This is a genomic window from Pseudomonas sp. TCU-HL1, assembly GCF_001708505.1.
In the GTDB taxonomy this organism is placed as follows: domain Bacteria; phylum Pseudomonadota; class Gammaproteobacteria; order Pseudomonadales; family Pseudomonadaceae; genus Metapseudomonas.
In genome coordinates this window covers 4,817,824-4,840,757 of the sequence record NZ_CP015992.1, presented here as the reverse complement: position 1 = coordinate 4,840,757, position 22,934 = coordinate 4,817,824, and the positions used below count along the sequence as shown (strand labels likewise).

Below are 22,934 nucleotides of genomic sequence, written 5' to 3'. Positions count from 1 at the left end.
AATGAAAGCGATGATTAGAAATCATTGGTGCGTGCGGGGTTCAACCCTTACTCAGCAACTTGCCCAGCAGGCGAGGGTAGTTGGCAGGCAGTAGGCGTTGCAGGTGATCGAGGAAGCGGGCGTCCGCGCCCACCATGATGCGTGGCCGGTTGGTGCGTATGCCCTTGAGGATGATCTGTGCGGCCTGGTCGGCGGAGGTGCGAGCCAGCTTGTCGAAACGTGCCGCAGCCTTGGTGGCGTCCGTCTTGCCATCGACACCCCGATAGAAGCGTGCGGAACGGGCGATGTTGGTGCGGATGCCGCCGGGGTGAACGCAACTGACGTTGATCGGTGTTCCGCAAAGCTCCTGGCGCAAGGCCTCGGTGAAGCCGCGAACCGCAAACTTGCTGGCGTTGTAGGCGCCCTGGGTGGGTACGCTGACGATGCCGAAGATGCTCGACAGATTGACGATATGGCCTTCGCCCTGGGCGAGGAGGTGTGGCAGAAAGGCCTTGGTGCCGTGGACGACGCCCCAGAAGTTGATGCCCATCAGCCATTCGAAATCGTCGTAGCGCAGTTCGGCGATGGTCTGGGAGACCGCCACGCCGGCGTTGTTGATCACCAGGTGGGCCTGGCCGTGATGGGTCATGACCGCATCGGCGAACGCATGCACGGCATCGCGGCTGGAAACATCCAGGGCGTGGGTGGACAGTCGCAGTCCTTCCCGGCGCAATGGCGACGCGGTGGCTTCGAGGCCTTCAGGGTCGATGTCGGCCAGTGCAAGATGGCAACCCTGGCTGGCCAGTTGACCGGCAAGGGCCCGGCCTATGCCGGAACCGGCGCCCGTGATGATCGCGACCTTCCCTGTAAACGATTGCATTTTCACTCCTTGTGCACATCGCGTCCGTCCGTCGGGCGAGTGCTGGCGAGCTTAGACACTGCCATTGGGCTCATCAAGCGGACCTGCTCTCGCTCGGGGCTTGCGAGGCATCGGGGCGGGCGGCTGCGCGGTAGCCATTTACGCTATATAATCCCGCTCTTTGCCGCGAACCCCGGCCTGTCCGGCAGGGGGTTGCACCTCCGCCGGATGATCCGCAGCCCCTGGGCGGGCGGACGAATTCACGACTCAAGAGAAGCGAAACACGACCATGATGCGCAGCCACTATTGCGGCCAACTGAACGAGAGCCTGGACGGCCAGGAAATCACCCTCTGCGGTTGGGTACACCGCCGCCGTGACCACGGCGGGGTCATTTTCCTCGATATCCGTGATCGCGAAGGCCTGGCCCAGGTAGTGTTCGACCCGGACCGCGAAGACACCTTCGCCCGCGCCGACCGTGTCCGCAGCGAGTATGTGGTGAAAATCACCGGCAAGGTCCGCCTGCGTCCGGAAGGCGCGCGCAACGCGAACATGGCGTCCGGCGCCATCGAAGTGCTGGGCTACGAGCTCGAAGTGCTGAACCAGGCCGAGACCCCGCCGTTCCCGCTGGACGAACACTCCGACGTGGGCGAGGAAACCCGCCTGCGCTATCGCTTCATCGACCTGCGCCGTCCGGAAATGGCCGCCAAGCTGAAGCTGCGTGCGCGCATCACCAGCAGCATCCGCCGCTACCTGGACGAGAACGGCTTTCTCGACGTGGAAACCCCGATCCTGGGCCGTCCGACTCCGGAAGGCGCCCGCGACTACCTGGTACCGAGCCGCACCTACCCGGGTCACTTCTTCGCCCTGCCGCAGTCGCCCCAGCTGTTCAAGCAACTGCTGATGGTGGCCGGCTTCGACCGCTACTACCAGATCGCCAAGTGCTTCCGTGATGAAGACCTGCGTGCCGACCGCCAACCGGAATTCACGCAGATCGACATCGAGACCAGCTTCCTGGATGAGAGCGACATCATCGGGATTACCGAGAAGATGGTGCGCCAGCTGTTCAAGGAAGTGCTGGATGTCGAGTTCGACGAGTTCCCGCACATGCCGTTCGAAGAAGCCATGCGCCGCTACGGTTCGGACAAGCCCGACCTGCGTATCCCGCTGGAACTGGTTGACGTCGCCGACCAACTGAACGCCGTGGAATTCAAGGTGTTCTCCGGTCCAGCCAACGATCCGAAGGGCCGTGTCGCCGCCCTGCGCGTGCCGGGCGCCGCTTCCATGCCGCGCAGCCAGATCGATGATTACACCAAGTTCGTCGGCATCTATGGCGCCAAGGGCCTGGCCTACATCAAGGTCAACGAGCGCGCCAAGGGCGTGGAAGGCCTGCAGTCGCCCATCGTCAAGTTCATCCCCGAAGAGAATCTCAATGTGATCCTCGATCGCGTGGGTGCGGTTGATGGCGACATCGTGTTCTTCGGCGCCGACAAGGCCAAGATCGTCTGCGACGCCCTGGGCGCATTGCGTATCAAGGTCGGCCATGACCTCAAGCTGCTCACCAGGGAGTGGGCGCCGATGTGGGTTGTGGACTTCCCGATGTTCGAAGAGAACGACGACGGCAGCCTGACTTCGCTGCACCACCCGTTCACCTCGCCCAAGTGCACCCCGCAGGAGCTGGAGGCCAACCCGGCCGCCGCGTTGTCCCGTGCCTACGACATGGTGCTGAACGGCACCGAGCTGGGCGGCGGGTCTATCCGTATCCACGACAAGTCCATGCAGCAGGCGGTGTTCCGTGTGCTGGGCATCGACGATGCGGAGCAGGAAGAGAAATTCGGCTTCCTCCTCGATGCGCTCAAGTACGGCGCACCGCCGCATGGTGGCCTGGCCTTCGGCCTGGACCGTCTGGTGATGCTGATGACTGGCGCGGCGTCGATCCGCGAAGTGATTGCCTTCCCGAAAACCCAGAGCGCCGGCGACGTCATGACCCAGGCGCCAGGCACCGTGGATGCCAAGGCCCTGCGCGAGCTGAATATCCGCCTGCGTGAACAGGCCAAGGCTGAGTAAGTAGAACCAACCCGAGATGGCGCCCACTGGCGCCGTCCGTTCAGAGAGTACGGAGTGAGTTATGGCTGGTCATTCCAAATGGGCCAACATCAAGCACCGCAAAGAACGCCAGGACGCCAAGCGCGGCAAGATATTCACCAAGCTCATCCGTGAGCTGACTGTGGCCGCCAAGCACGGCGGCGGCAACCCGGCGGACAACCCACGTCTGCGTCTCGCCGTGGACAAGGCGCTGACCGCGAACATGACCCGCGACACCATCGATCGTGCCATCGCGCGCGGCGCCGGCTCCAACGACGCTGACAACATGGTGGAACTGAGCTACGAGGGTTACGCACCGAGCGGCGTCGCCATCATCATCGAAGCCATGACCGACAACCGCAACCGCACCGCGGCGGAAGTGCGTCATGCGTTCAGCAAGTGCGGCGGCAACCTGGGTACCGATGGTTCGGTTGCCTACATGTTCGACCGCAAGGGCCAGATCAGCTATGCCCCTGGCGTGAACGAAGACGCCCTGATGGAAGCGGCGCTGGAAGCAGGCGCCGATGATGTCGTGGCCGAAGAAGACGGTTCCGTCGAGGTCTACACCACCTTCGCCGATTTCCTCTCGGTGAACGAGGCCCTGACCGCCGCCGGCTTCAAGGGTGACGAGGCCGAGGTGGCGATGATCCCGTCCATCGCCGCGCCCATTACCGACCTGGAAACAGCGCAGAAAGTGATGAAGCTGATCGACATGCTGGAAGACCTGGACGATGTCCAGAACGTCTACCACAACGCCGAAATCCCCGACGAGATCATGGAGCAGCTCGGCTGAGCGCTGGGTTGATCCTGAAGCCGGAAGTCGCCTCGCGCGCTTCCGGCTTTTTTGTTGGCGGTCCGCTCCGTATACTCGCGGCTGGATAAATAGACAGTGTGCCGGCCTCGCGTCGGCTCCGTGGAGCAAGCGGCGGCATGACCCTGATTCTTGGTATCGATCCTGGCTCGCGTATTACCGGCTACGGCGTGGTTCGCGATACCGGTCGTGGCTGCGAATACGTCGCCTCGGGTTGCATCCGCACAGGCGCCGGCGCGCTGCATGAGCGTCTGCAGATCGTCTTTCGCGGTGTGAGTGAGGTGATTCGCTCCTACGAACCGGTGACCATGGGCATCGAGCAGGTGTTCATGGCGCGCAACGCTGACTCCGCATTGAAACTGGGCCAGGCCCGTGGCGCGGCCATCGTCGCGGCGGCGGAGGCCGGCCTGGAGATTGCCGAGTACACCGCCAGCCAGGTCAAGCAGGCCATCGCCGGTACCGGCGGCGCCGACAAGCAGCAGGTGCAGATGATGGTCATGCATTTGCTCAAACTGGTGCAAAAGCCCCAGATCGACGCCTCCGATGCCCTGGCAATCGCCCTGTGCCATGCACACCATCGACAGAGCCTGATTCCCCACGGGCTGGCGACCGCCAAGCGGCGGAGCGGCCGGCTCCGACTGTAACCCTTTCAAAGGACGCTATTCGTGATTGGACGCCTGCGCGGCACCCTGGCTGAAAAGCAACCGCCGCACCTGATCCTCGACGTCAACGGCTTGGGCTATGAGCTGGAAGTGCCCATGACCACCCTGTATCGCTTGCCTTCGGTGGGCGAGCCGGTGACCCTGCACACCCATCTGGTGGTGCGCGAGGACGCGCACTTGCTCTACGGCTTCTTCGAGAAGCGCGAGCGCGAGCTGTTCCGTGAACTGATCCGGCTCAACGGGGTGGGGCCCAAGCTGGCGCTGGCATTGATGTCCGGCCTGGAAGTAGATGAACTGGTACGATGCGTGCAGGCCCAGGACACCTCGACCCTGGTGAAAATACCCGGTGTGGGCAAGAAAACCGCCGAGCGTTTGCTGGTGGAGCTCAAGGATCGCTTCAAGGCGTGGGAAACCATGCCGGCCATCGCCACCCTGGTGGTCGAACCCCGAGTTGGCGTGGCGGTCTCCAGTGCGGAGAGCGACGCCCTGAGCGCGCTCATCGCCCTCGGTTTCAAGCCCCAGGAGGCCAGCCGCTCGGTGTCCGCCATCAAGGAAGAGGGGCTTTCCAGCGAAGAAATGATCCGCCGCGCCCTGAAAGGAATGGTGTAACCCCGCATGATCGAAGCCGACCGCCTGATCACCGCCAGCAGCCGCGACCGCGACGAGCAACTGGACCGCGCCATCCGTCCGCTGAGGCTGGATGACTACATCGGCCAGCCGGTGGTGCGCGAGCAGATGGAATTGTTCATCCAGGCTGCCAAGGGGCGCAGCGAGGCCCTCGACCATACCTTGATCTTCGGTCCGCCGGGCCTGGGCAAGACCACCCTGGCGAACATCATCGCCAGCGAGATGGGCGTGTCCATCAAAAGCACCTCCGGCCCTGTGCTGGAGCGCCCGGGCGACTTGGCTGCACTGCTCACCAACCTGGAAGCCGGCGATGTGCTCTTCGTCGACGAGATCCATCGCCTCTCGCCCATAGTGGAAGAAGTGCTCTATCCCGCGATGGAAGACTTCCAACTCGACATCATGATCGGCGAGGGGCCCGCGGCTCGTTCGATCAAGCTCGACCTGCCGCCCTTCACCCTGGTAGGCGCTACTACTCGCGCGGGCATGCTGACCAATCCGCTGCGTGATCGCTTCGGGATCGTGCAGCGCCTGGAGTTCTACAACACCCAGGATCTATCCACTATCGTGGTGCGCTCGGCCGGCATCCTCGGCCTGCACATCGAACCGGAAGGCGCCTTCGAGATTGCCCGTCGCGCCCGCGGAACGCCGCGTATCGCCAACCGCCTGCTGCGTCGGGTGCGAGATTTCGCCGAAGTTCGTGGTCAGGGCGAGATCACGCGCCCCATTGCCGACAAGGCGTTGAATCTGCTGGATGTCGACGAGCGTGGCTTCGACCACCAGGACCGGCGTCTACTGCTCACCATGATCGACAAGTTCGACGGCGGGCCGGTGGGTGTCGACAACCTGGCGGCGGCCATCAGTGAAGAACGCCACACCATCGAAGACGTGCTCGAGCCCTACCTGATCCAGCAGGGCTACATCATGCGTACCCCGCGGGGGCGGGTGGTAACCCGTCATGCCTACTTACACTTCGGGCTGAACCTGCCCAAGCGCATGGCGGACAATCCGACCGCCGATCTGTTCGGCGCGGGTGACGAATAGCGGCTTTTGTGGTCGAACCGCTCGGCAGGGACTAAGCCATGAAAAAACAGTTGCCTCGCCGGATTGGCAACCTTAGGAGTAAGCACTAGAGTATGCGCGCGCAAAATGGGGCCCAGTCATTCCAGCACCGTTGTCGTGTCTATTTCGAAGACACCGATGCTGGCGGCATCGTCTACTACGTCAATTACCTCAAGTTCATGGAGCGGGCTCGAACCGAGCGTCTGCGGAGCCTGGGCTTTGCCCAGTCCGAGCTGGCCGGGGAGAACCTGCTGTTCGTCGTGCATTCGGCTGAGGCGCGTTATATCTCGCCTGCCAGGCTGGATGACGAACTGAATGTCAGTGCCGAGGTAATGGAGTTGAACCGTGCCAGCCTGCGTTTTCGTCAACAGGTCAGGCGAGCTACCGATAATGCATTGCTATGCGAAGGGCAGTTCCTGATCGCCTGTATACGTGCAGACAGTTTGAAACCCCGGGCGATCCCCGAAGCGCTGCGTGAAGCCTTCGCCGCCGACCCGGGTTTATTCCCAGCAGGAGATTAAGCGTGGAAGCCAACGTCGTCGACCATACCTCCATGTGGAGCCTGATCAGCAACGCCAGTATCGTGGTGCAGCTGGTCATGCTGATCCTGGTGGCCGCCTCGGTCACCTCCTGGATCATGATTTTCCAGCGCAGCAATATGCTGCGTGCCGCCAAGAAGTCCCTGGAAACCTTCGAAGAGCGTTTCTGGTCCGGCATCGACCTGTCCAAGCTGTACCGCCAAGCCGGCAGCAACCCGGACCCGGACTGCGGTGTCGAGCAGATATTCCGTGCCGGCTTCAAGGAGTTCTCCCGTCTGCGCCAGCAGTCCGGCGTCGACCCGGATGCGGTGATGGAGGGTGTGGCCCGCGCCATGCGTGTCGCCATCTCCCGTGAAGAGGAAAAGCTCGAGCAGAGCCTGCCTTTTCTGGCCACCGTCGGTTCCACCAGCCCCTACATCGGCCTGTTCGGTACCGTCTGGGGCATCATGAACTCGTTCCGTGGCCTGGCCCAGGTCCAGCAAGCGACCCTGGCTACCGTGGCTCCCGGCATCGCCGAAGCCCTGATCGCAACCGCGATTGGCCTGTTCGCGGCGATCCCGGCTGTAATCGCCTATAACCGCTTCGCTGCGCGTGGCGAGACCCTCATCGGTCGTTACTACACCTTCGCTGACGAGTTCCAGGCCATCCTGCACCGCAAAGTGCACACCAGCGACGAGTAAGCCGCCGAGACCCTGAGAGGAAAGGTTTCAAGCCATGGCCAGAATTCGCCACAAACGCAAACCGGTCGCCGAGATGAACGTCGTGCCTTACATCGATGTCATGCTCGTGCTGCTGGTGATTTTCATGGTCACCGCACCCATGCTCAACCAGGGCGTCAAGGTCGACTTGCCCAAGGTCTCCAGCGAGGCCCTGCCGCAGGACAACGACTCCCGCGTGCTGACCATCTCCATCAAGGCTGACAAGACGTACTACTGGAACATGGGCGAGGAAGTCGACCCCGACCAGGGCAAAGGCAGCGAAACCGCTACTGCGTTGCCGCAACTGGTGCAGACGGTCACCGCGATCATGAGTCAGAACACCAGCCAGGGTAAGAAAGTGCAGGTCTTCGTGCGCGGCGACAAAGCCGTCGACTACGGCTCCGTTATGGCTGTCATGGGCGGCCTGCAGCAGGCCGGCGTGGGTAATGTCGGGCTGATCACTGAGGCGCCCTGATGCAGCAGCAGAGCGAACGCTCCTCCTCGGAAAGTTACTTCTGGCCGACCGTCTGGGCGGTGTCCCTGCACGTCCTGATGTTCGGCATGTTGTTCGTCAGCTTCGCCTTCACACCGGAACTGCCGCCGGCTCGTCCCATCGTGCAGGCCACCCTGTACCAGCTCAAGTCCCAGAGCCAGGCCACTACCCAGACCAACCAGAAGATCGCTGGCGAGGCCAAGAAGACCTCTGCGCCGCAGTTCGAAACCGAACAGATGGAGCAGAAGAAGGCCGAGGAGCAGAAGGTAGCGGCGGCCAAGGCGGCGGAACAAAAGAAAGCCGACGAAGCTCGAAAGGCCGAACAGGCGGAGAAGAAAGCCGACGAAGTGAAGAAGGCCGAAGCGAAGAAGCAGGCTGATTTCGCCAAGAAGAAGGCCGAAGAGGAAGCCAAGAAGCAGGCGGCCGAAGAGACCAAGAAGAAAGCAGCTGAGGAGGCCAAGAAAAAGGCCGCCGAAGACGCGAAGAAGAAGGCGGCAGCCGAGGCAGCCAAGAAGAAGGCTGCCGAGGATGCCAAGAAAAAAGCCACTGCCGATGCCGCGAAGAAGAAAGCGGCTGAGGATGCCAAGCGCAAGGCCACCGAGGACAAGAAGGCCGCAGCCCTGGCCGAACTGCTGTCCGAAGATGTGGGTCGTCAGCAGGCGCTGGCCGACGAAGTGGGCGATCAGGTCTCGGGTAGCCTTGATGACCTGATTATCAAGCTGGTCAGCGAGCAGTGGCGTCGTCCGCCATCGGCGCGTAACGGCATGAGCGTAGAAGTACTGATCGAGATGTTGCCCGATGGCACCATCACCAATGCCAGCGTCACTCGCTCCAGCGGCGATGCGCCTTTCGATAGCTCGGCCGTGAGTGCGGTCCGCAGCGTCGGGCGCATCCCCGAGATGCAACAACTGGATCGCGCTACCTTTGACCAGATGTACAGGCAGCGCCGCATCATCTTCAAACCGGAGGATTTAGGTCTGTGAATACCCTGATTCGTATCGTCCTGCTCGGAGTGGCCATGCTGGTCGGCTCCGTCCAGGCCGCCGACCCGCTGGTGATCACCAGCGGTACCGACCGGGCCACCCCGATTGCCGTGGTGCCCTTTGGCTGGCAGGGCGGCACCGTACTGCCCACCGAAATTTCCGAAGTGGTCGGTAACGACCTGCGCAACTCCGGTTACTTCGAGCCGATTCCGCGTCAGAACATGATCAGCTTGCCGTCCCAGGCGAGTGAGGTCATCTACCGCGACTGGAAGGCCCTGGGTGCGCAGTACGTGCTGGTGGGCAGTGTCGTCCCGTCCGGTGGTCGCCTGCAGGTGCAGTTCGCCCTGTTCAATGTGACCACCGAGCAGCAGGTCATGGCGGGCAACGTCAGCGGTTCGACCGACCAGCTGCGTGACATGGCGCACTACATCGCCGACCAGTCCTTCGAGAAACTCACCGGCATCAAGGGTGCTTTCTCTACGCGGATGCTCTACGTCACCGCTGAACGCTTTTCGGTGAACAACACCCGCTACACCCTGCAGCGCTCCGACTATGACGGTCAGCGTGCGGTGACCCTGCTGCAGTCCCGCGAGCCGATCCTGTCGCCGCGCTATGCACCGGATGGCCGTCGCATTGCCTATGTGTCCTTCGAGCAGAAGCGTCCGCGCATCTTCATCCAGCACATCGACACCGGTCGTCGTGAGCAGATCACCAACTTCGAAGGCCTGAACGGCGCCCCGGCCTGGTCGCCGGAAGGCAACCGCCTGGCGTTCGTGCTGTCCCGCGATGGCAACCCGGAGATCTACGTGATGGACCTGGGCAGCCGCCAGCTGCGACGCGTCACCAACAACATGGCGATCGACACCGAGCCGTTCTGGGGGGCTGATGGCCAGACCATCTATTTCACCTCCGATCGCGCCGGCAAGCCGCAGATCTACAAGACCAATATCAACGGTGGCGAACCCCAGCGCGTGACGTTCGTGGGCAACTACAACGCCAACCCGAAACTCTCGGCTGACGAGAAAATGCTGGTGATGATCCACCGTCAGGACGGCTTTACCAACTTCAAGGTGGCTGCCCAGGATCTGACCCGCGCAGGCTCGGCTCCGCGCATCCTTTCGGGCACCTCTCTGGATGACTCGCCCACTGTTGCGCCCAATGGCACCATGTTAATCTACGCAACTCGCCAGCAGGGGGGCGGCGTACTGATGCTCGTGTCTACAAACGGGCGCGTACGGGTCCCGATTCCTACCGTTCAGGGCGACATTCGCGAACCTTCTTGGTCGCCGTACCTGAACTGAAGCGGTCATTAAAAATACCTTTGCTAAACACACCTGGGGTTCATTAGGAGTTACATGATGGAAATGCTGAAATTCGGCAAATTTGCCGCTCTTGCTCTGGCCATGGCTGTAGCTGTTGGTTGCTCGTCCAAAGGCGGCGAAGGCACTGGCGAAGGCGCTGTTGACCCGAATGCTGGCTACAACGCCGGTGGCAGCGGTGTAGACGGCAGCATGAGCGAAGAAGCCGCTCTGCGCGCTATCACCACCTTCTACTTCGAGTACGACAGCTCCGACCTGAAGCCGGAAGCCATGCGCGCTCTGGACGTACACGCCAAGGATCTGAAAGCCAACGGCAACCGCGTTGTCCTGGAAGGCCACACCGACGAGCGCGGCACCCGCGAGTACAACATGGCTCTGGGTGAGCGTCGTGCCAAGGCCGTTCAGCGCTACCTGGTTCTGCAGGGCGTTTCCCCGGCTCAGGCTGAACTGGTTTCCTACGGCGAAGAGCGTCCGGTTGCCACTGGCAACGACGAGCAGTCCTGGGCGCAAAACCGCCGCGTAGAACTGCGTAAGTAATTCGCTATGCGCAAGTCCAGTCGTGCTCTGACTTTCCTGGCTCTCGCCAGCCTGCCGTTCGCGGCGCTGGCTGAGGTTCCCGTGGTGGATAACAACGCCGGTTACGGCGGTAGTTACCCACCGGCCGGTTACGGCACGACTGGCGCTGCCTACGCCGGAACAGGGGCCCCTGCGGCCCCTGTCTCCGCGCAGGGCGAGCTGTTCATGCAGCTCCAGCAGATGCAGGAGGAGATTACTCGCCTGCGTGGCATGCTCGAGGAGCAACAGTACGAGGTCCAGCGCCTCAAGCAGGAAAGCCTGGAGCGTTACCAGGACCTTGATCGCCGTCTTTCCGGTGGTGCCGCTGCCGGCGCGCCGGCTACCCAGAATTCCCCTGCCGCTGGCACTCCTGCCGCCAACGGTGCTCCCGCCGCTCCCGCGCAGCAACCGGCTGCCAGTAGCGAGCCTGGCGACCCCGCCAAGGAAAAGCTGTACTACGATGCAGCCTTCGACCTGATCAAGGCCAAGGACTTCGACAAGGCCAGCCAGGCCTTCAACGCTTTCCTGCGCAAGTACCCCAATAGCCAGTACGCTGGTAACGCGCAGTACTGGCTGGGTGAAGTGAACCTCGCCAAAGGCGACCTGCCAGGTGCCAGCCAGGCCTTTGCCCGTGTCGGCCAGGCCTATCCGCAGCACCCCAAGGTGCCGGACTCCCTGTACAAACTGGCTGATGTCGAGCAACGGCTGGGCAATACGGCCAAGGCCAAGACGATCCTCCAGCAGGTGGTCACCCAGTTCCCGGGCAGTTCGGCGGCGCAACTCGCTCAACGCGACCTGCAGCGCCTGCCCTGATTCCAGATCCCCGGATCACGAAAACCCGCGCCTGTCGCGGGTTTTTTCGTTAGAATCGCCGGCTTCCACCCTTCATTCCCGCAACGGAGGCGGATGGCCTGTTTAGCCGTCACGCCCGTGGCTGATATGCATCAAACCCTGCGCATTACCGAGATTTTCTACTCGCTGCAGGGGGAAACACGTACCGCCGGCTTACCGACGGTCTTCGTGCGCCTGACCGGCTGTCCCCTGCGCTGTCAATACTGCGACACTGCCTACGCCTTCAGCGGTGGTGAACTCATGTCGCTCGACGCCATCCTCGAACGCGTTGCCGCCTACAAGCCGCGCTACATCTGCGTAACAGGCGGCGAGCCGTTGGCACAGCCTAACTGCATCCCTCTACTACAACGCCTGTGCGATAGCGGTTACGAAGTATCCATCGAAACCAGTGGAGCCCTGGATGTCTCGTTTGTGGACCCGCGGGTGAGCAAGGTGGTCGACCTCAAGACCCCGGGTTCCGCCGAGGTGGGCCGCAACCGCTACGAGAACATCGCCCACCTGACGGCCAACGACCAGGTGAAGTTCGTCATCTGTTCCCGTGAAGACTATGACTGGGCTGTTTCCAAGCTGATCGAGTATCGCCTCGACCAGCGGGCTGGTGAGGTTCTGTTCTCGCCTAGCCACAAAGAGGTGAGCGCACGCGATCTGGCGGACTGGATCGTCGCCGACAACCTGCCTGTGCGCTTGCAGTTGCAGTTGCACAAGATTCTCTGGAACGACGAGCCGGGTCACTGATCCGGCTCGCCTGTGCACTTTGCCCGTCTGCGCCAAGCGTACGGACGGGCCGATTTCGAGGGATATGCCATGAGCGAAAAGAAAGCGGTCATCCTGTTATCCGGTGGCCTGGACTCTGCCACGGTCGTCGCCCTCGCCCGTGCGGAAGGCTACGCCTGCTACACCATGAGTTTCGATTACGGCCAGCGCCATCGCGCCGAGTTGAATGCGGCTGAGCATGTCGCTCGCCAGCTGGGCGTGGTAGAGCACAAGGTGATCGGCCTCAATCTGAACGGTATTGGTGGCTCTGCCCTGACCGACACCTCCATCGACGTTCCCGAAAGCCCCACCGAAGGTATTCCGGTGACCTATGTCCCGGCCCGTAACACGGTCTTCCTGTCCCTGGCCCTTGGCTGGGCTGAAGTACTCGGTGCGCGTGACATCTTCATTGGCGTCAACGCCGTGGACTACTCCGGCTATCCCGACTGCCGCCCCGAGTTCGTCGAGGCCTTCGAGCGGATGGCCAACCTGGCGACCAAGGCTGGGGTGGAAGGGGAGGGTTTCCGCATTCGTGCGCCCCTGCAGAACCTGAGCAAGGCAGAGATTGTTCAGGCGGGTGTCCGCCACAGTGTGGATTACGGCCTGACCGTATCCTGCTACCAGGCCGATGATGATGGGCGCGCTTGTGGCAAATGCGACAGTTGCAGACTGCGTGCAGCGGGCTTTGCTGCCGCTGGTGTGAACGATCCGACGCGCTATCAGTAATTTTTTTCCAAGAGGTGTTGAATTCCTGAATAAAATCAGTATCATGCGCCTCGCGTTGGGTCGTTAGCTCAGTCGGTAGAGCAGTTGGCTTTTAACCAATTGGTCGTAGGTTCGAATCCTACACGACCCACCACCTTCAAAAGCCCGCCTTTTCAGGCGGGCTTTTTCGTTTCCGGATGATTCGTTTTTCCGCCGCGAACTCCTCGCGGGGCGGACGGATGGTGCTTGCCGGGGCAGTCCCTGAGCCGCCAAATCTGCGTTATCATCCGCGCGCCCGCCCGAGGCGCCGTGGCCAAAAAAGGGCGGGTGTATAATCGAATTCGCGCCATTGCGCTCGCAGGTCCAGCCCATATGACACAGCTTTCCGAACGCTTCCTGGTCCAGGCCCATCTTGCCGCCAAGCAGCCCAAACCGCTGACGGCCGAAGAGGAGGCGCACTACTGTGCTGCCATCGCCGCCGAGCTGAAGGCCCGTGATGCTGTGCTGGTTGCGCACTATTACTGCGACCCGGTGATCCAGGCCCTGGCCGAGGAAACCGGCGGCTGTGTTTCCGACTCCCTGGAGATGGCCCGCTTCGGCAACCAGCACTCGGCGCAGACCGTGGTCGTTGCCGGTGTCCGATTCATGGGTGAGACCGCGAAGATCCTCAATCCGGAAAAGCGCGTGCTGATGCCGACCCTGGAAGCGACCTGCTCGCTGGACCTGGGTTGCCCCATCGAGGAATTCTCTGCATTCTGCGACCAGCATCCCGAGCGCACCGTTGTTGTCTACGCCAATACCTCGGCGGCTGTGAAAGCCCGTGCCGACTGGGTCGTGACCTCCAGTTGTGCCTTGGAAATCGTCGAGAGCCTGATGGACAACGGCGAAAAGATCATCTGGGCACCGGACCAGCACCTGGGACGCTACATCCAGCGTGAAACCGGCGCCGACATGCTGCTTTGGGATGGTGCCTGCATCGTCCACGAGGAGTTCAAGGCCAAGCAGCTGGAGGACATGAAGGCGCTCTATCCGGATGCCGCGGTACTGGTCCATCCGGAATCCCCCGAGGCGGTGATCGAACTGGCCGATGCGGTGGGTTCCACCAGTCAGTTGATCAAGGCTGCGCAGACCCTGCCGAACAAAACCTTCATCGTTGCCACCGACCGCGGCATCTTCTACAAGATGCAGCAGCTGTGCCCCGACAAGCAGTTCATCGAAGCGCCCACGGCTGGCAACGGCGCGGCCTGCCGCAGCTGCGCCCACTGCCCGTGGATGGCTATGAACACCCTGGAGCGCACGTTGCAGTGCCTGCGTGAGGGCACCAACGAAATCTTTGTTGATCCGGCGTTGATCTCGAAGGCGATCAAACCGCTCAAGCGCATGCTGGACTTCACCCAGGCGGCGCGGCTCAAGCAGGCTGGCAACGCCTGATTCCTGCCCATGAAAAAGCCCGGACCTGTCCGGGCTTTTTCGTTTCCGGGCGCGAGATCAGTCCCGTAGGTTGGGTCGGGCGGCGTTCCGCAGAGGAACGAAACCCAACAGGCGGAGTTTCGGGTGCCGCGCATGTCGCGTCGCCAATCGTTGGGTTTCGCTACGCTCTACACCAACCTACGATGGTCTCAACGCATCATCTGCTTGACCATCTTCTGCTGCTCGATCAGCTCCTGCTGGCGCGCGTCGATTCGTGCCGCCAGTGGGAAGTTGCTGCTGGCGCGACGCTTGGCGAAGTCTAGCTGTTCGATGGCCTGGTCGAAGTCGCCCACCAGGGCGAAGAACTCGGCGCGGGCCTGATGCAGGCCGATGGTATTGCCCGCCAGACCACGAACTTCGGCCATCTGGTACCACACGTCCGGATCGTTCGGGCGGCTCTTGAGCAGCTGGTCGAGAACATTCTCGGCTTCTTTCGCCTTGCTCTGCTTCAGCAACAGGTCGCTGCGCATCTGCTTCAGCGGGTAGTTGTTGGGGTAGAGGCCGAGCAACCGGTCTACGCGCTGCTGGGCTTCGGCCAGGCGGTTGGCGGTGATGTCCAGATCCACCTGGGCCAGGTTGTAGACGATCTCGTTGGGGGCCTTGACCAGTAATGGTTCGAGGTGTTCTCGTGCCTGATTGAGCTGTCCACCCTTGATCAGCGCAATGGCAAGGCCGTAACGGGCCGCATCCAGTTTCGGATCCTCGTCGAGCATGGCGCGGAAACGCTTGGTGGCGATGCCTGGGGTTTCCTCGAACATCAACTGCACACGGGCGCGCATCAACTGGTAGCGCAGGCTGTTCTCGATGCCGCCGGCTGGCAGCTGTTCGGCGCGGTTGCGGGTGTCCGCGATACGGTTTTCAGTCACCGGGTGGGTGAGGAGGAACTCCGGCGGCTTGGCATCGTAGCGGTACTGGCGCATCAGGCGTTCGAACATGCGCGGCATGGCGCGGGGGTCGTAGCCGGCCTTCTCGAGGTTGAGCAGGCCAATCCGGTCGGCTTCCTGTTCGTTCTGGCGGGAGAAGCGGCGCTGTTCCTGGATGGCCGCCGCCTGTGTGCTCATGATCGCGGCCATGCCGGCGTCACCGGCGCCGGCCGCTGCGGCAACGATACCGGCCAGCATCGCCGCCATCACCGGAATCTGCATGCGCTGCTGGGCCTCGACGCCGCGAGCGAAGTGACGTTGGGACAAGTGCGCGAGTTCGTGAGCCAGTACGGAGGCGTATTCGGCTTCGTTGGGGGCGTAGAGGAACAGGCCGCCGTTGACGCCGATGATCCCACCAGGGGCCGCGAAGGCGTTGAGCTGGGGGCTGTTGAGCAGCACGAATTCCAGGCGGCGGTCCTGCAGTTGGCTGGTTTCGGCCAGGCGGTAGACGCTGGTTTCGACGTAATCCTTGAGCTGAGGATCGTTGAGCTGGGGCACCTGACCGCGCAGCAGGCTCAGCCAGGCTCGGCCCAACTGATGTTCCTGTTCGGGAGAAACGATCGAAGAGCTGGAGTCCCCCAGCGAAGGCAGGTCGTCAGCCATGACAGGTGGAGCGAGAAAACAGGCAAGCGTCAGCAGAGTGGGGCGCAGAAGATTCATGCACTGGGCTCGTTGGCGGCAAAGGCCTAACTGTAGCGTCCAGGCCAGCCAACTGGCCAGCGGCGCTCTACCTTGGGTATCCTAACCGCTCGCTCAAGTATTCCTGTCCCGCGACCTTCCCGAGCGACCCGCCAGGCGCCTTCCCCGGAGAATCCCCATGACTGACACCACCAGTCGAACCGACGTGTTCGACGCCGAGCTGGATGCCAGCGGCCTGAACTGCCCCCTACCTTTGCTCAAGGCCAAGCTTGAGCTCAATCGCCTCCCCAGCGGTGCGGTACTCAAGGTGATTGCCACCGACGCAGGTTCCCAGCGCGATTTTCGAGCCTTCGCGCAGTTGGCCGGGCACCAGTTGTTGCATGAAGAGGTCGAAGACGGCGTATTCCGCTACTGGCTGCGCAAAGCCTGACCCCCGGGCTCTTTAAGGGCCATCCAAGGATTTCTGATGTTCAAGGTGCTTCGCGACTGGGTCCAGCGCTACTTCTCCGATGAAGAAGCCGTGGTGCTGGCCGTCTTCCTTGTGCTCGGCTTTACGGCCGTGCTGACCCTCGGCAACATGCTCGCGCCTGTGCTGGCCGGACTGGTGCTGGCGTTCCTCATGCAGGGGTTGGTAAGCCTGCTGGAGCGCCTGCGGTTGCCCCAGGCGCTGGCGGTCTGGCTCGTCTTCGCCCTCTTCATCGGCGCCTTGGCGTTGATTCTGGGGGTGTTGGTGCCGCTGCTCTGGCAGCAGCTCAGCAAGCTCTTCGAGGAGCTGCCAGGGATGCTGGGTGAGTGGCAGTCCCTGTTGTTGCTGCTGCCGGAGCGCTATCCGCACCTGGTGACCGACGAGCAGGTCCTCAAGGCTATTGAGGTCACCCGCAGTGAGGTGGGCAAGTTCGGCCAGTGGGCACTGACGTTTTCCCTGTCCAGCTTGCCGCTTTTGGTCAACATCATGATTTATCTGGTGTTGGTACCCATTCTGGTGTTCTTCTTCCTCAAGGACCGGGAACTGATAGTGCGCTGGCTGAGCGGTTACTTGCCCAGCGAGCGCGCACTGATGACCGAGGTGTGGGATGAGGTGAATCTCCAGATCGCCAATTACATTCGCGGCAAGGTGATCGAGATCGTCATCTGCGGCGCTGTCACCTATGTGGCTTTTGTCTGGTTGGGCCTCAACTATGCGGCGCTGCTGGCCTTGCTGGTGGGGCTCTCGGTGGTCGTGCCGTACATCGGCGCGGTGGTGGTAACGGTGCCGGTGGCGCTGATCGCCCTGTTCCAGTGGGGCTGGAGCGATCAGTTCATCTACCTGATGGTGGTCTACACCGTCATCCAGACCCTGGACGGCAACGTGCTGGTGCCGCTGTTATTCTCCGAGGCAGTGAATTTGCACCCAGTCGCGATTATCTGCGCCGTGCTGCTGTTTGGGGGCCTTTGGGGCTTCTGGGGTGTGTTCTTCGCCATCCCTCTGGCCACCCTGTTCAAAGCGGTGCTGGATGCTTGGCCCCGTGCCGGTCCGTCAATGCAGCCTGGACACTGATGCTCCGAAAATGAAAGAGGCCGCAATCGCGGCCTCTTTCGTTGGTGTGGACTTCAGCCCTTGTTCAGCGCTTGGGCGGCGGCGAGTACCGCATCCACATGGCCCGGGACTTTTACGCCGCGCCATTCCTGACGCAGCACGCCGTCGTGGTCGATCAGGAAAGTGCTGCGGTCAACGCCCATGTATTCCTTGCCATAGAGCTTCTTCAGCTTGATCACGTCGAATTGCTGGCAGAGCGTTTCGTCCTTGTCGGAAATCAGCTCGAAGGGAAATGCCTGTTTGCACTTGAAGTTCTCGTGGGACTTCAGGCCGTCGCGGGAGACCCCGAAGATCAGCGTATTGGCCGCAAGGAAGGCCTCATGCTGGTCGCGGAAGCCCTGGCCTTCGGTCGTGCAGCCGGGGGTGCTGTCCTTCGGGTAGAAATAGAGCACGATCTGCTTGCCCTTGAGGGCCGACAGGCTGATCTCTTGGCCACTGGTGGCCTGGGCGGAGAAATCGGCGACGGGTTGATTCAGGGAAACGGCCATGTCTGCTTGCTCCTCAGGGATGTTGCGGGCGCCAGGGTTCGATCAGGGCGTCCAGGTTCAGGGCGTCGGCGAAATCCAGGAACTGGTCGCGCAGCCAACTGATCTGGGTGCCGGCCGGCAAGGTCACGGTGATGGTGGCGTTGAGCATGGTGCCGCCGGTCTGCGGGGCCTGGTAGGTGTCGCAGGTGAGGTTTTCCAGCTCGACTCGGTGGTCGATGAAGAACTGGCACAGCTCGTTGAGGATGTCAGGGCGGTAAGCCGCGCTGACGTAGGCCACGTAGGGCAGGGCCTGGGGGCGGGAGTCCAGGGGGTTGCTGCGGGTCACGTTGGCGGTAAAGCCATGGCGCTTGGACAGGGTCGGCAAGCCCGACTCGAGGCGTGCCAGGCCATCCCAGCTGCCGGAAATCTGCAGTACCAGCGCGCAGAACTCGCCGTGGCGGGTCAGTCGGCTGCTGACCACTGCGCAGCGGTTTTCCTGGCTGGCGCGGCACAGCACGTTGGTCAGCTCCATCGGGTTGCGGCCCAAGGCACTGATCAGGAGGAATTGTTCGCGGGGCGGGGTGGTGGACATGCAGCATTCCTAAAGCGAGGGGAGGCGGCCGAGGCCGCTCTGTTCAAACGGGGAAGGTTAGCGAAAAGCGCCGCCGAGGGAAATGCCGCAACCGCCTGACGGCACTTGAGTTCACCTTGTGCAAGGCCAGAGCCGACAGTACCATTACGGCTCTCTTTTTCCGGCAGGAGCGGTTGCATGATTGCGGGCAGTATGGTGGCACTGGTTACGCCCATGGACGCGCAGGGTCAATTGGACTGGGACAGCCTGGCCAAACTCGTTGACTTCCATCTTCAAGAGGGCACCAACGCCATAGTCGCCGTCGGCACCACGGGCGAATCCGCCACGCTGGACGTCACCGAGCATGTGGAAGTAATCCGTCGCGTCGTCGATCAGGTCAACGGCCGCATCCCGGTTATCGCCGGCACGGGTGGTAACTCCACCCGCGAGTCGGTCGAGCTCACCAACGCGGCCAAGCAGGTAGGCGCCGATGCCTGCCTGCTGGTGACCCCCTACTACAACAAGCCGACCCAGGAAGGCCTGTACCAGCACTTCCGCCACATCGCCGAAGCCGTTGCCATTCCGCAGATTCTCTACAACGTACCGGGCCGCACCGTTTGCGACATGCTCCCGGAAACCGTCGAGCGCCTGTCGAAGATCGGCAACATCATCGGTATCAAGGAAGCCACTGGCGACCTGCAACGCGGCCAGGAAGTGCTGGATCGCGTCAGCAAGGACTTCCTCGTTTACTCCGGTGACGATGCCACCGCCGTCGAGCTGATGCTGATGGGTGGCAAGGGCAACATCTCCGTGACTGCCAACGTTGCCCCGCGCGCCATGGCTGACCTCTGCGCCGCCGCCATGCGTGGCGACGCCGAAGCAGCCCGCGCGATCAACGACAAGCTGATGCCGCTGCACAAGGCGCTGTTCATCGAGTCCAACCCGATTCCGGTGAAGTTCGCTCTGCACGAAATGGGTCTGATCCCCGATGGCATCCGCCTGCCGCTGACCTGGCTCAGTCCTCGTTGCCACGAACCGCTGCGCCAAGCAATGCGCCAGTCCGGCGTACTGGCCTAATTCAAGGAAACATTCCGCATGAAGCGACTGGCCGGACTCTCCGCACTCGCCCTGATCATTTCCAGCACCAGCGGTTGCGGCTGGCTCTGGGGCCAAGATGGCTATTTCCGTGACCGCGGCAGTGACTACCTGGAGGCGCGCCAGACCGCGCCCATGCAGCTGCCGCCGAATGCTGAAACCAAACGTCTTGACCCGCTGCTGCCGGTGCCGATGAATGTCGCCGATAGCCGCTCCGAAGGTGAATTCGAAGTGCCTCGTCCGCAGGCCCTGCAGGCCAGGGGCGAAGTCAGCGACTACAGCCTGCAGAAGAGCGGCGACTCGCGTTGGGTGGTTGCCCAGCGCGTACCGGCTGAAGTCTGGCCGGTGGCGCGTCAGTTCTTCGAAGATGGTGGCTTCCGCATTGCTGACGAACGTCCGCAGACCGGCGAGTTCAGCACCGACTGGCAGCGTCTTGACCAGCTTTCCGGCCCCCTGGCTCGTCGCCTGGGTAGCCGCGTCAGTGGCGTCGAGCCGGATAGCGAAATCCGCGCCCGCGTTCGTATCGAGCCGGGCGTGCAGCGCAACACCAGTGAAGTCTTCGTCGTGACCACCAGCCGTCCGGCCGGCAGCACTGCCGATACTGGTTGGCCGAGCCGTTCCGACAGCCCGAGCCTGGAAGCTGCATTGCTGGACGAAATGCTCGCCAGCATGGCGCGCAGCGCCGAGCAGGGTGGTTCCGTTTCCCTGCTGGCCGCTCGCGATTTCGATGCGCCGAACCGTGTAACCCTCTCCGAAGACGGCAACGGCAACCCCATGCTCAGCCTCGGCGCCGACTTCGACCGTTCCTGGTCCAGTGTCGGTCGTGCCCTGGAGATGGGTGACGTACGTGTCGACGACATCAACCGCAGCCTCGGCGTCTATTACATCAACCTTGCCGAAGGTGCGGAGAAGAAAGACGAGAAGCCCGGCTTCTTCAGTAGCCTGTGGGGCAGTTCTCCCAGTGACGAAGAGGTCGAAGCCCGTGCCGAGCGCTACCAGGTGCGTCTGACCCGTGTTGGCGACAGCGTGCAGGTTACCGTCGAGAAGGACATCAACACCGTTGCGCCCGCCGATGTGGCGCGGCGTGTGCTGACCCTGATCCAGGAAAACCTCGGCTAACTGGCGCCGCTCGGCGGCGTAGCGTGGAAGCAACAAGGCGAAACCCCAGGGTTTCGCCTGTTTCGTTTGATAAAGGCGGAAAATGACATGAGCACACCCACCACTCTCAGCCTGAAGAAGATCTATTCGGGAAAGGTCCGCGACCTCTACGAAATCGACGACAAGCGCATGCTGATGGTCGCTACTGACCGCCTTTCCGCATTCGACGTGATCCTCGAGCAACCCATTCCGGAGAAGGGCAAGATTCTCACCGCCATCTCGAATTTCTGGTTCGACAAACTCTCGGGCGTCGTTCCGAACCACTTCACTGGCGATAAGGTTGAGGATGTTGTTCCGGCGGCCGAGCTGCCCTTGGTGGAAGGTCGCGCGGTGGTGACCAAGCGCTTGAAGCCCGTAGCCGTTGAAGCCATCGTGCGCGGCTACATCGTGGGTTCCGGCTGGAAGGAGTACCAGAAGACCGGTACCGTTTGCGGCATCCAACTGCCGGCCGGCCTGAAAGAAGCTTCCAAGCTGCCTCAGCCTATCTTCACCCCCTCGACCAAGGCCGCCGTAGGCGACCACGACGAGAACATCTCCTTTGAACAGTGCGAAGCCATCGTCGGCAAGGAGTTGGCTGCCAAGGTCCGTGACACCGCCATCGCCCTCTACAGCACCGCTGTCGAGTACGCAGCCACGCGCGGCATCATCATCGCCGATACCAAGTTCGAGTTCGGCATCGATGAAGATGGCACCCTGACCCTGATGGATGAAGTGCTGACTCCTGACTCCAGCCGCTTCTGGCCAGTGGAAAGCTACGTAGAAGGCAAGAATCCGCCGAGCTTCGACAAGCAGTTCGTCCGTGACTGGCTGGAATCGACAGGCTGGAACAAGGAACCGCCGGCCCCGGCAGTGCCCGCGGACGTCGCGCAGAAGACTGCCGACAAGTACCGCGAAGCCCTGACCAAGCTGACTTCCTGATAAACCAGTTCCCTGTTCGCCCCTCATCTGCAGGGGCGAATTTTTTCTCAAGGATCGCGTTGCGATTCGCTTCGAATCGCAACTGACTGAAACCACGCGAAAAAAATCCATCGTGGGCTTCGACATTAGCCCACGAGCTGGTATGATGCGCGCCGTTCGGGAAGATGCCGGAGTGGCCGAACGGGACGGATTCGAAATCCGTTGTGTCAGCAATGGCACCTAGGGTTCAAATCCCTATCTTCCCGCCATACATAGAAAAGCCCCGTAATTCAACGAGTTACGGGGCTTTTTCTTTTCTGATTTCACTACTCAATTTCACTACTCATCGGAAGCCGCCTCACAACCTTTGGTCGTACTCGACGCATCGGCTGGGTTGCAAATTGCTATCACTGCATTAGCCTAGCCGGGCGAGCATTACCGCTCTGAGCATAGGAAAGGGACAGCACATGCCCAAGCTAAGCGTGATTTCTGCAGTAGTTGCACTGACGTTCTCATCACTGGCCAGTGCAGGCTGGATGACAACTACACAAGACGACATTTTCTCCGGGGGGCAGAAGGCCATGCTCATAGGGGAAGTGGACCCGTTCCACGCATTGGTATTTGACTGCGACTCCGAAAGGTTAGCCCTCAGCCTCATTGAAAAGTCGAAGTGGCAGGAAGGAATGGAACTCGCCAGCTACCGGCTGCTGGTGAAGGTGGACCAAGGGGCGATCTACGATTTTGCCGCGAAAGGTTCTCAGAGAAACGAGCAGTACGTGCAGTCCTCTACGGCAGACAGAGACAAGATTCTCGGGCTGCTCAAAGAAATTCGCGATGCCCAGGCTCAAATACAGATTGGATTGCAGATCACAGAGACGGGTAGCAAGTGGTCTGGTACCTCCTCTGTTGCTGGATCCACAAGAGAAGCAGACCGTTTCCTTCAGGCATGCAACCTGAAATAGCCGCTCCATGGTCAACTGGACACATTCGTAGGGACGGTCTTGGTCTAGCTGGAAAATATCTCCAGGACCGTCGCGGGATAAGACGTTTCAAGCAGTGATTATTTTTTGACCAGACCGGACTGGTACGAATCAGAAATATCGTCAAGGCTCTGCAAGCGTGTATTTGGGGGTGTAGCCAGGGCCCTCCCCTTGGTTGCCG

General features: G+C 61.7%; 25 protein-coding genes and 2 tRNA genes. 23 read left to right on the top strand and 4 right to left on the bottom strand.

Annotated features, from left to right (window positions below):
• Positions 1-40: 40 nt before the first annotated feature.
• The gene (locus tag THL1_RS22145) at positions 41-859 is read right to left on the bottom strand and encodes an SDR family NAD(P)-dependent oxidoreductase (RefSeq protein WP_069085240.1); all 819 of its coding nucleotides are present in this window, start codon (positions 857-859) and stop codon (positions 41-43) included.
• Positions 860-1,127: 268 nt separating this feature from the next.
• Here THL1_RS22145 and aspS point away from each other — a divergent pair, with 268 nt between their 5' ends.
• The 16 genes from aspS to nadA all read left to right on the top strand — a co-directional run bounded on the left by aspS (position 1,128) and on the right by nadA (position 14,408).
• The gene (gene aspS / locus THL1_RS22140) at positions 1,128-2,903 is read left to right on the top strand and encodes an aspartate--tRNA ligase (RefSeq protein ID WP_145928369.1); all 1,776 of its coding nucleotides are present in this window, start codon (positions 1,128-1,130) and stop codon (positions 2,901-2,903) included.
• A gap of 61 nt (positions 2,904-2,964) precedes the next feature.
• Positions 2,965-3,714: a YebC/PmpR family DNA-binding transcriptional regulator gene (locus THL1_RS22135; protein WP_069085239.1), complete on the top strand. Its 750-nt coding sequence runs from the start codon at positions 2,965-2,967 to the stop codon at positions 3,712-3,714.
• A 137-nt stretch (positions 3,715-3,851) separates the two neighbouring features.
• Positions 3,852-4,376, top strand: coding sequence for a crossover junction endodeoxyribonuclease RuvC (gene ruvC, locus THL1_RS22130; RefSeq protein WP_069085238.1), 525 nt, complete (start codon positions 3,852-3,854; stop codon positions 4,374-4,376).
• A 21-nt stretch (positions 4,377-4,397) separates the two neighbouring features.
• On the top strand, positions 4,398-5,003 hold the full coding sequence (gene ruvA / locus THL1_RS22125; protein WP_069085237.1) for a Holliday junction branch migration protein RuvA: 606 nt from the start codon (positions 4,398-4,400) through the stop codon (positions 5,001-5,003).
• A 6-nt stretch (positions 5,004-5,009) separates the two neighbouring features.
• Positions 5,010-6,062 (top strand): Holliday junction branch migration DNA helicase RuvB, encoded by a 1,053-nt coding sequence (ruvB, locus tag THL1_RS22120; protein WP_069085236.1) that lies wholly within the window; start codon positions 5,010-5,012, stop codon positions 6,060-6,062.
• 92 nt (positions 6,063-6,154) lie between these two features.
• Positions 6,155-6,601: a tol-pal system-associated acyl-CoA thioesterase gene (gene ybgC, locus THL1_RS22115; RefSeq protein WP_069085235.1), complete on the top strand. Its 447-nt coding sequence runs from the start codon at positions 6,155-6,157 to the stop codon at positions 6,599-6,601.
• Positions 6,602-6,603: 2 nt separating this feature from the next.
• A complete protein-coding gene (gene tolQ, locus THL1_RS22110) occupies positions 6,604-7,299 on the top strand; it encodes a protein TolQ (protein ID WP_069085234.1) in 696 nt (231 codons plus the stop codon).
• Positions 7,300-7,333: 34 nt separating this feature from the next.
• The gene (gene tolR / locus THL1_RS22105; protein ID WP_069085233.1) at positions 7,334-7,792 is read left to right on the top strand and encodes a protein TolR; all 459 of its coding nucleotides are present in this window, start codon (positions 7,334-7,336) and stop codon (positions 7,790-7,792) included.
• Positions 7,792-8,793, top strand: a complete 1,002-nt coding sequence (gene tolA, locus THL1_RS22100; protein ID WP_069085232.1) for a cell envelope integrity protein TolA — start codon at positions 7,792-7,794, stop codon at positions 8,791-8,793. The genes tolR and tolA overlap by 1 nt, the downstream gene beginning before the upstream one ends.
• Positions 8,790-10,094 (top strand): Tol-Pal system beta propeller repeat protein TolB, encoded by a 1,305-nt coding sequence (gene tolB / locus THL1_RS22095; RefSeq protein ID WP_069085231.1) that lies wholly within the window; start codon positions 8,790-8,792, stop codon positions 10,092-10,094. Before tolA ends, tolB begins: the two co-directional genes overlap by 4 nt.
• A gap of 57 nt (positions 10,095-10,151) precedes the next feature.
• A complete protein-coding gene (gene pal / locus THL1_RS22090) occupies positions 10,152-10,649 on the top strand; it encodes a peptidoglycan-associated lipoprotein Pal (protein ID WP_028627602.1) in 498 nt (165 codons plus the stop codon).
• Between the two features lie 6 nt (positions 10,650-10,655).
• Complete coding sequence (gene ybgF / locus THL1_RS22085; protein ID WP_069085230.1) at positions 10,656-11,480, top strand: tol-pal system protein YbgF; 825 nt, start codon at positions 10,656-10,658, stop codon at positions 11,478-11,480.
• Between the two features lie 126 nt (positions 11,481-11,606).
• Positions 11,607-12,254 (top strand): 7-carboxy-7-deazaguanine synthase QueE, encoded by a 648-nt coding sequence (gene queE, locus THL1_RS22080; RefSeq protein ID WP_069085229.1) that lies wholly within the window; start codon positions 11,607-11,609, stop codon positions 12,252-12,254.
• Between the two features lie 69 nt (positions 12,255-12,323).
• A complete protein-coding gene (gene queC, locus THL1_RS22075; protein ID WP_069085228.1) occupies positions 12,324-12,998 on the top strand; it encodes a 7-cyano-7-deazaguanine synthase QueC in 675 nt (224 codons plus the stop codon).
• A gap of 57 nt (positions 12,999-13,055) precedes the next feature.
• Positions 13,056-13,131, top strand: a tRNA-Lys gene (locus THL1_RS22070).
• Between the two features lie 218 nt (positions 13,132-13,349).
• Positions 13,350-14,408 (top strand): quinolinate synthase NadA, encoded by a 1,059-nt coding sequence (nadA, locus tag THL1_RS22065; protein ID WP_069085227.1) that lies wholly within the window; start codon positions 13,350-13,352, stop codon positions 14,406-14,408.
• 188 nt (positions 14,409-14,596) lie between these two features.
• Here nadA and THL1_RS22060 read toward each other — a convergent pair whose 3' ends face one another.
• Entirely contained in the window at positions 14,597-16,030 is a 1,434-nt protein-coding gene (locus THL1_RS22060; RefSeq protein WP_069085226.1) for a M48 family metalloprotease, read from the bottom strand.
• A gap of 157 nt (positions 16,031-16,187) precedes the next feature.
• On the opposite strand from THL1_RS22060, the gene THL1_RS22055 reads away from it, so the two are divergent.
• Both THL1_RS22055 and THL1_RS22050 read left to right on the top strand, forming a co-directional pair.
• Positions 16,188-16,439 carry a sulfurtransferase TusA family protein gene (locus tag THL1_RS22055; RefSeq protein WP_069085225.1) on the top strand — a complete coding sequence of 84 codons (252 nt, stop codon included), beginning with the start codon at positions 16,188-16,190 and terminating at the stop codon, positions 16,437-16,439.
• A 36-nt stretch (positions 16,440-16,475) separates the two neighbouring features.
• The gene (locus THL1_RS22050; RefSeq protein ID WP_069085224.1) at positions 16,476-17,546 is read left to right on the top strand and encodes an AI-2E family transporter; all 1,071 of its coding nucleotides are present in this window, start codon (positions 16,476-16,478) and stop codon (positions 17,544-17,546) included.
• 53 nt (positions 17,547-17,599) lie between these two features.
• Here the strand turns inward: THL1_RS22050 and THL1_RS22045 are convergent, their stop codons facing one another.
• Complete coding sequence (locus THL1_RS22045) at positions 17,600-18,073, bottom strand: peroxiredoxin (protein WP_069085223.1); 474 nt, start codon at positions 18,071-18,073, stop codon at positions 17,600-17,602.
• A gap of 13 nt (positions 18,074-18,086) precedes the next feature.
• Positions 18,087-18,644 (bottom strand): glycine cleavage system protein R, encoded by a 558-nt coding sequence (locus THL1_RS22040; RefSeq protein ID WP_069085222.1) that lies wholly within the window; start codon positions 18,642-18,644, stop codon positions 18,087-18,089.
• A 177-nt stretch (positions 18,645-18,821) separates the two neighbouring features.
• Between THL1_RS22040 and dapA the strand changes: the two genes are divergently transcribed.
• From dapA to THL1_RS22015, 5 genes are all read left to right on the top strand, one after another.
• On the top strand, positions 18,822-19,700 hold the full coding sequence (dapA, locus tag THL1_RS22035) for a 4-hydroxy-tetrahydrodipicolinate synthase (protein ID WP_069085221.1): 879 nt from the start codon (positions 18,822-18,824) through the stop codon (positions 19,698-19,700).
• 18 nt (positions 19,701-19,718) lie between these two features.
• Entirely contained in the window at positions 19,719-20,837 is a 1,119-nt protein-coding gene (gene bamC / locus THL1_RS22030; protein WP_069085220.1) for an outer membrane protein assembly factor BamC, read from the top strand.
• Positions 20,838-20,924: 87 nt separating this feature from the next.
• A complete protein-coding gene (locus THL1_RS22025) occupies positions 20,925-21,794 on the top strand; it encodes a phosphoribosylaminoimidazolesuccinocarboxamide synthase (protein ID WP_069085219.1) in 870 nt (289 codons plus the stop codon).
• A gap of 158 nt (positions 21,795-21,952) precedes the next feature.
• Positions 21,953-22,042 (top strand) — tRNA-Ser (locus tag THL1_RS22020).
• Between the two features lie 198 nt (positions 22,043-22,240).
• Positions 22,241-22,735: a hypothetical protein gene (locus THL1_RS22015; RefSeq protein WP_069085218.1), complete on the top strand. Its 495-nt coding sequence runs from the start codon at positions 22,241-22,243 to the stop codon at positions 22,733-22,735.
• Positions 22,736-22,934 lie beyond the last annotated feature (199 nt).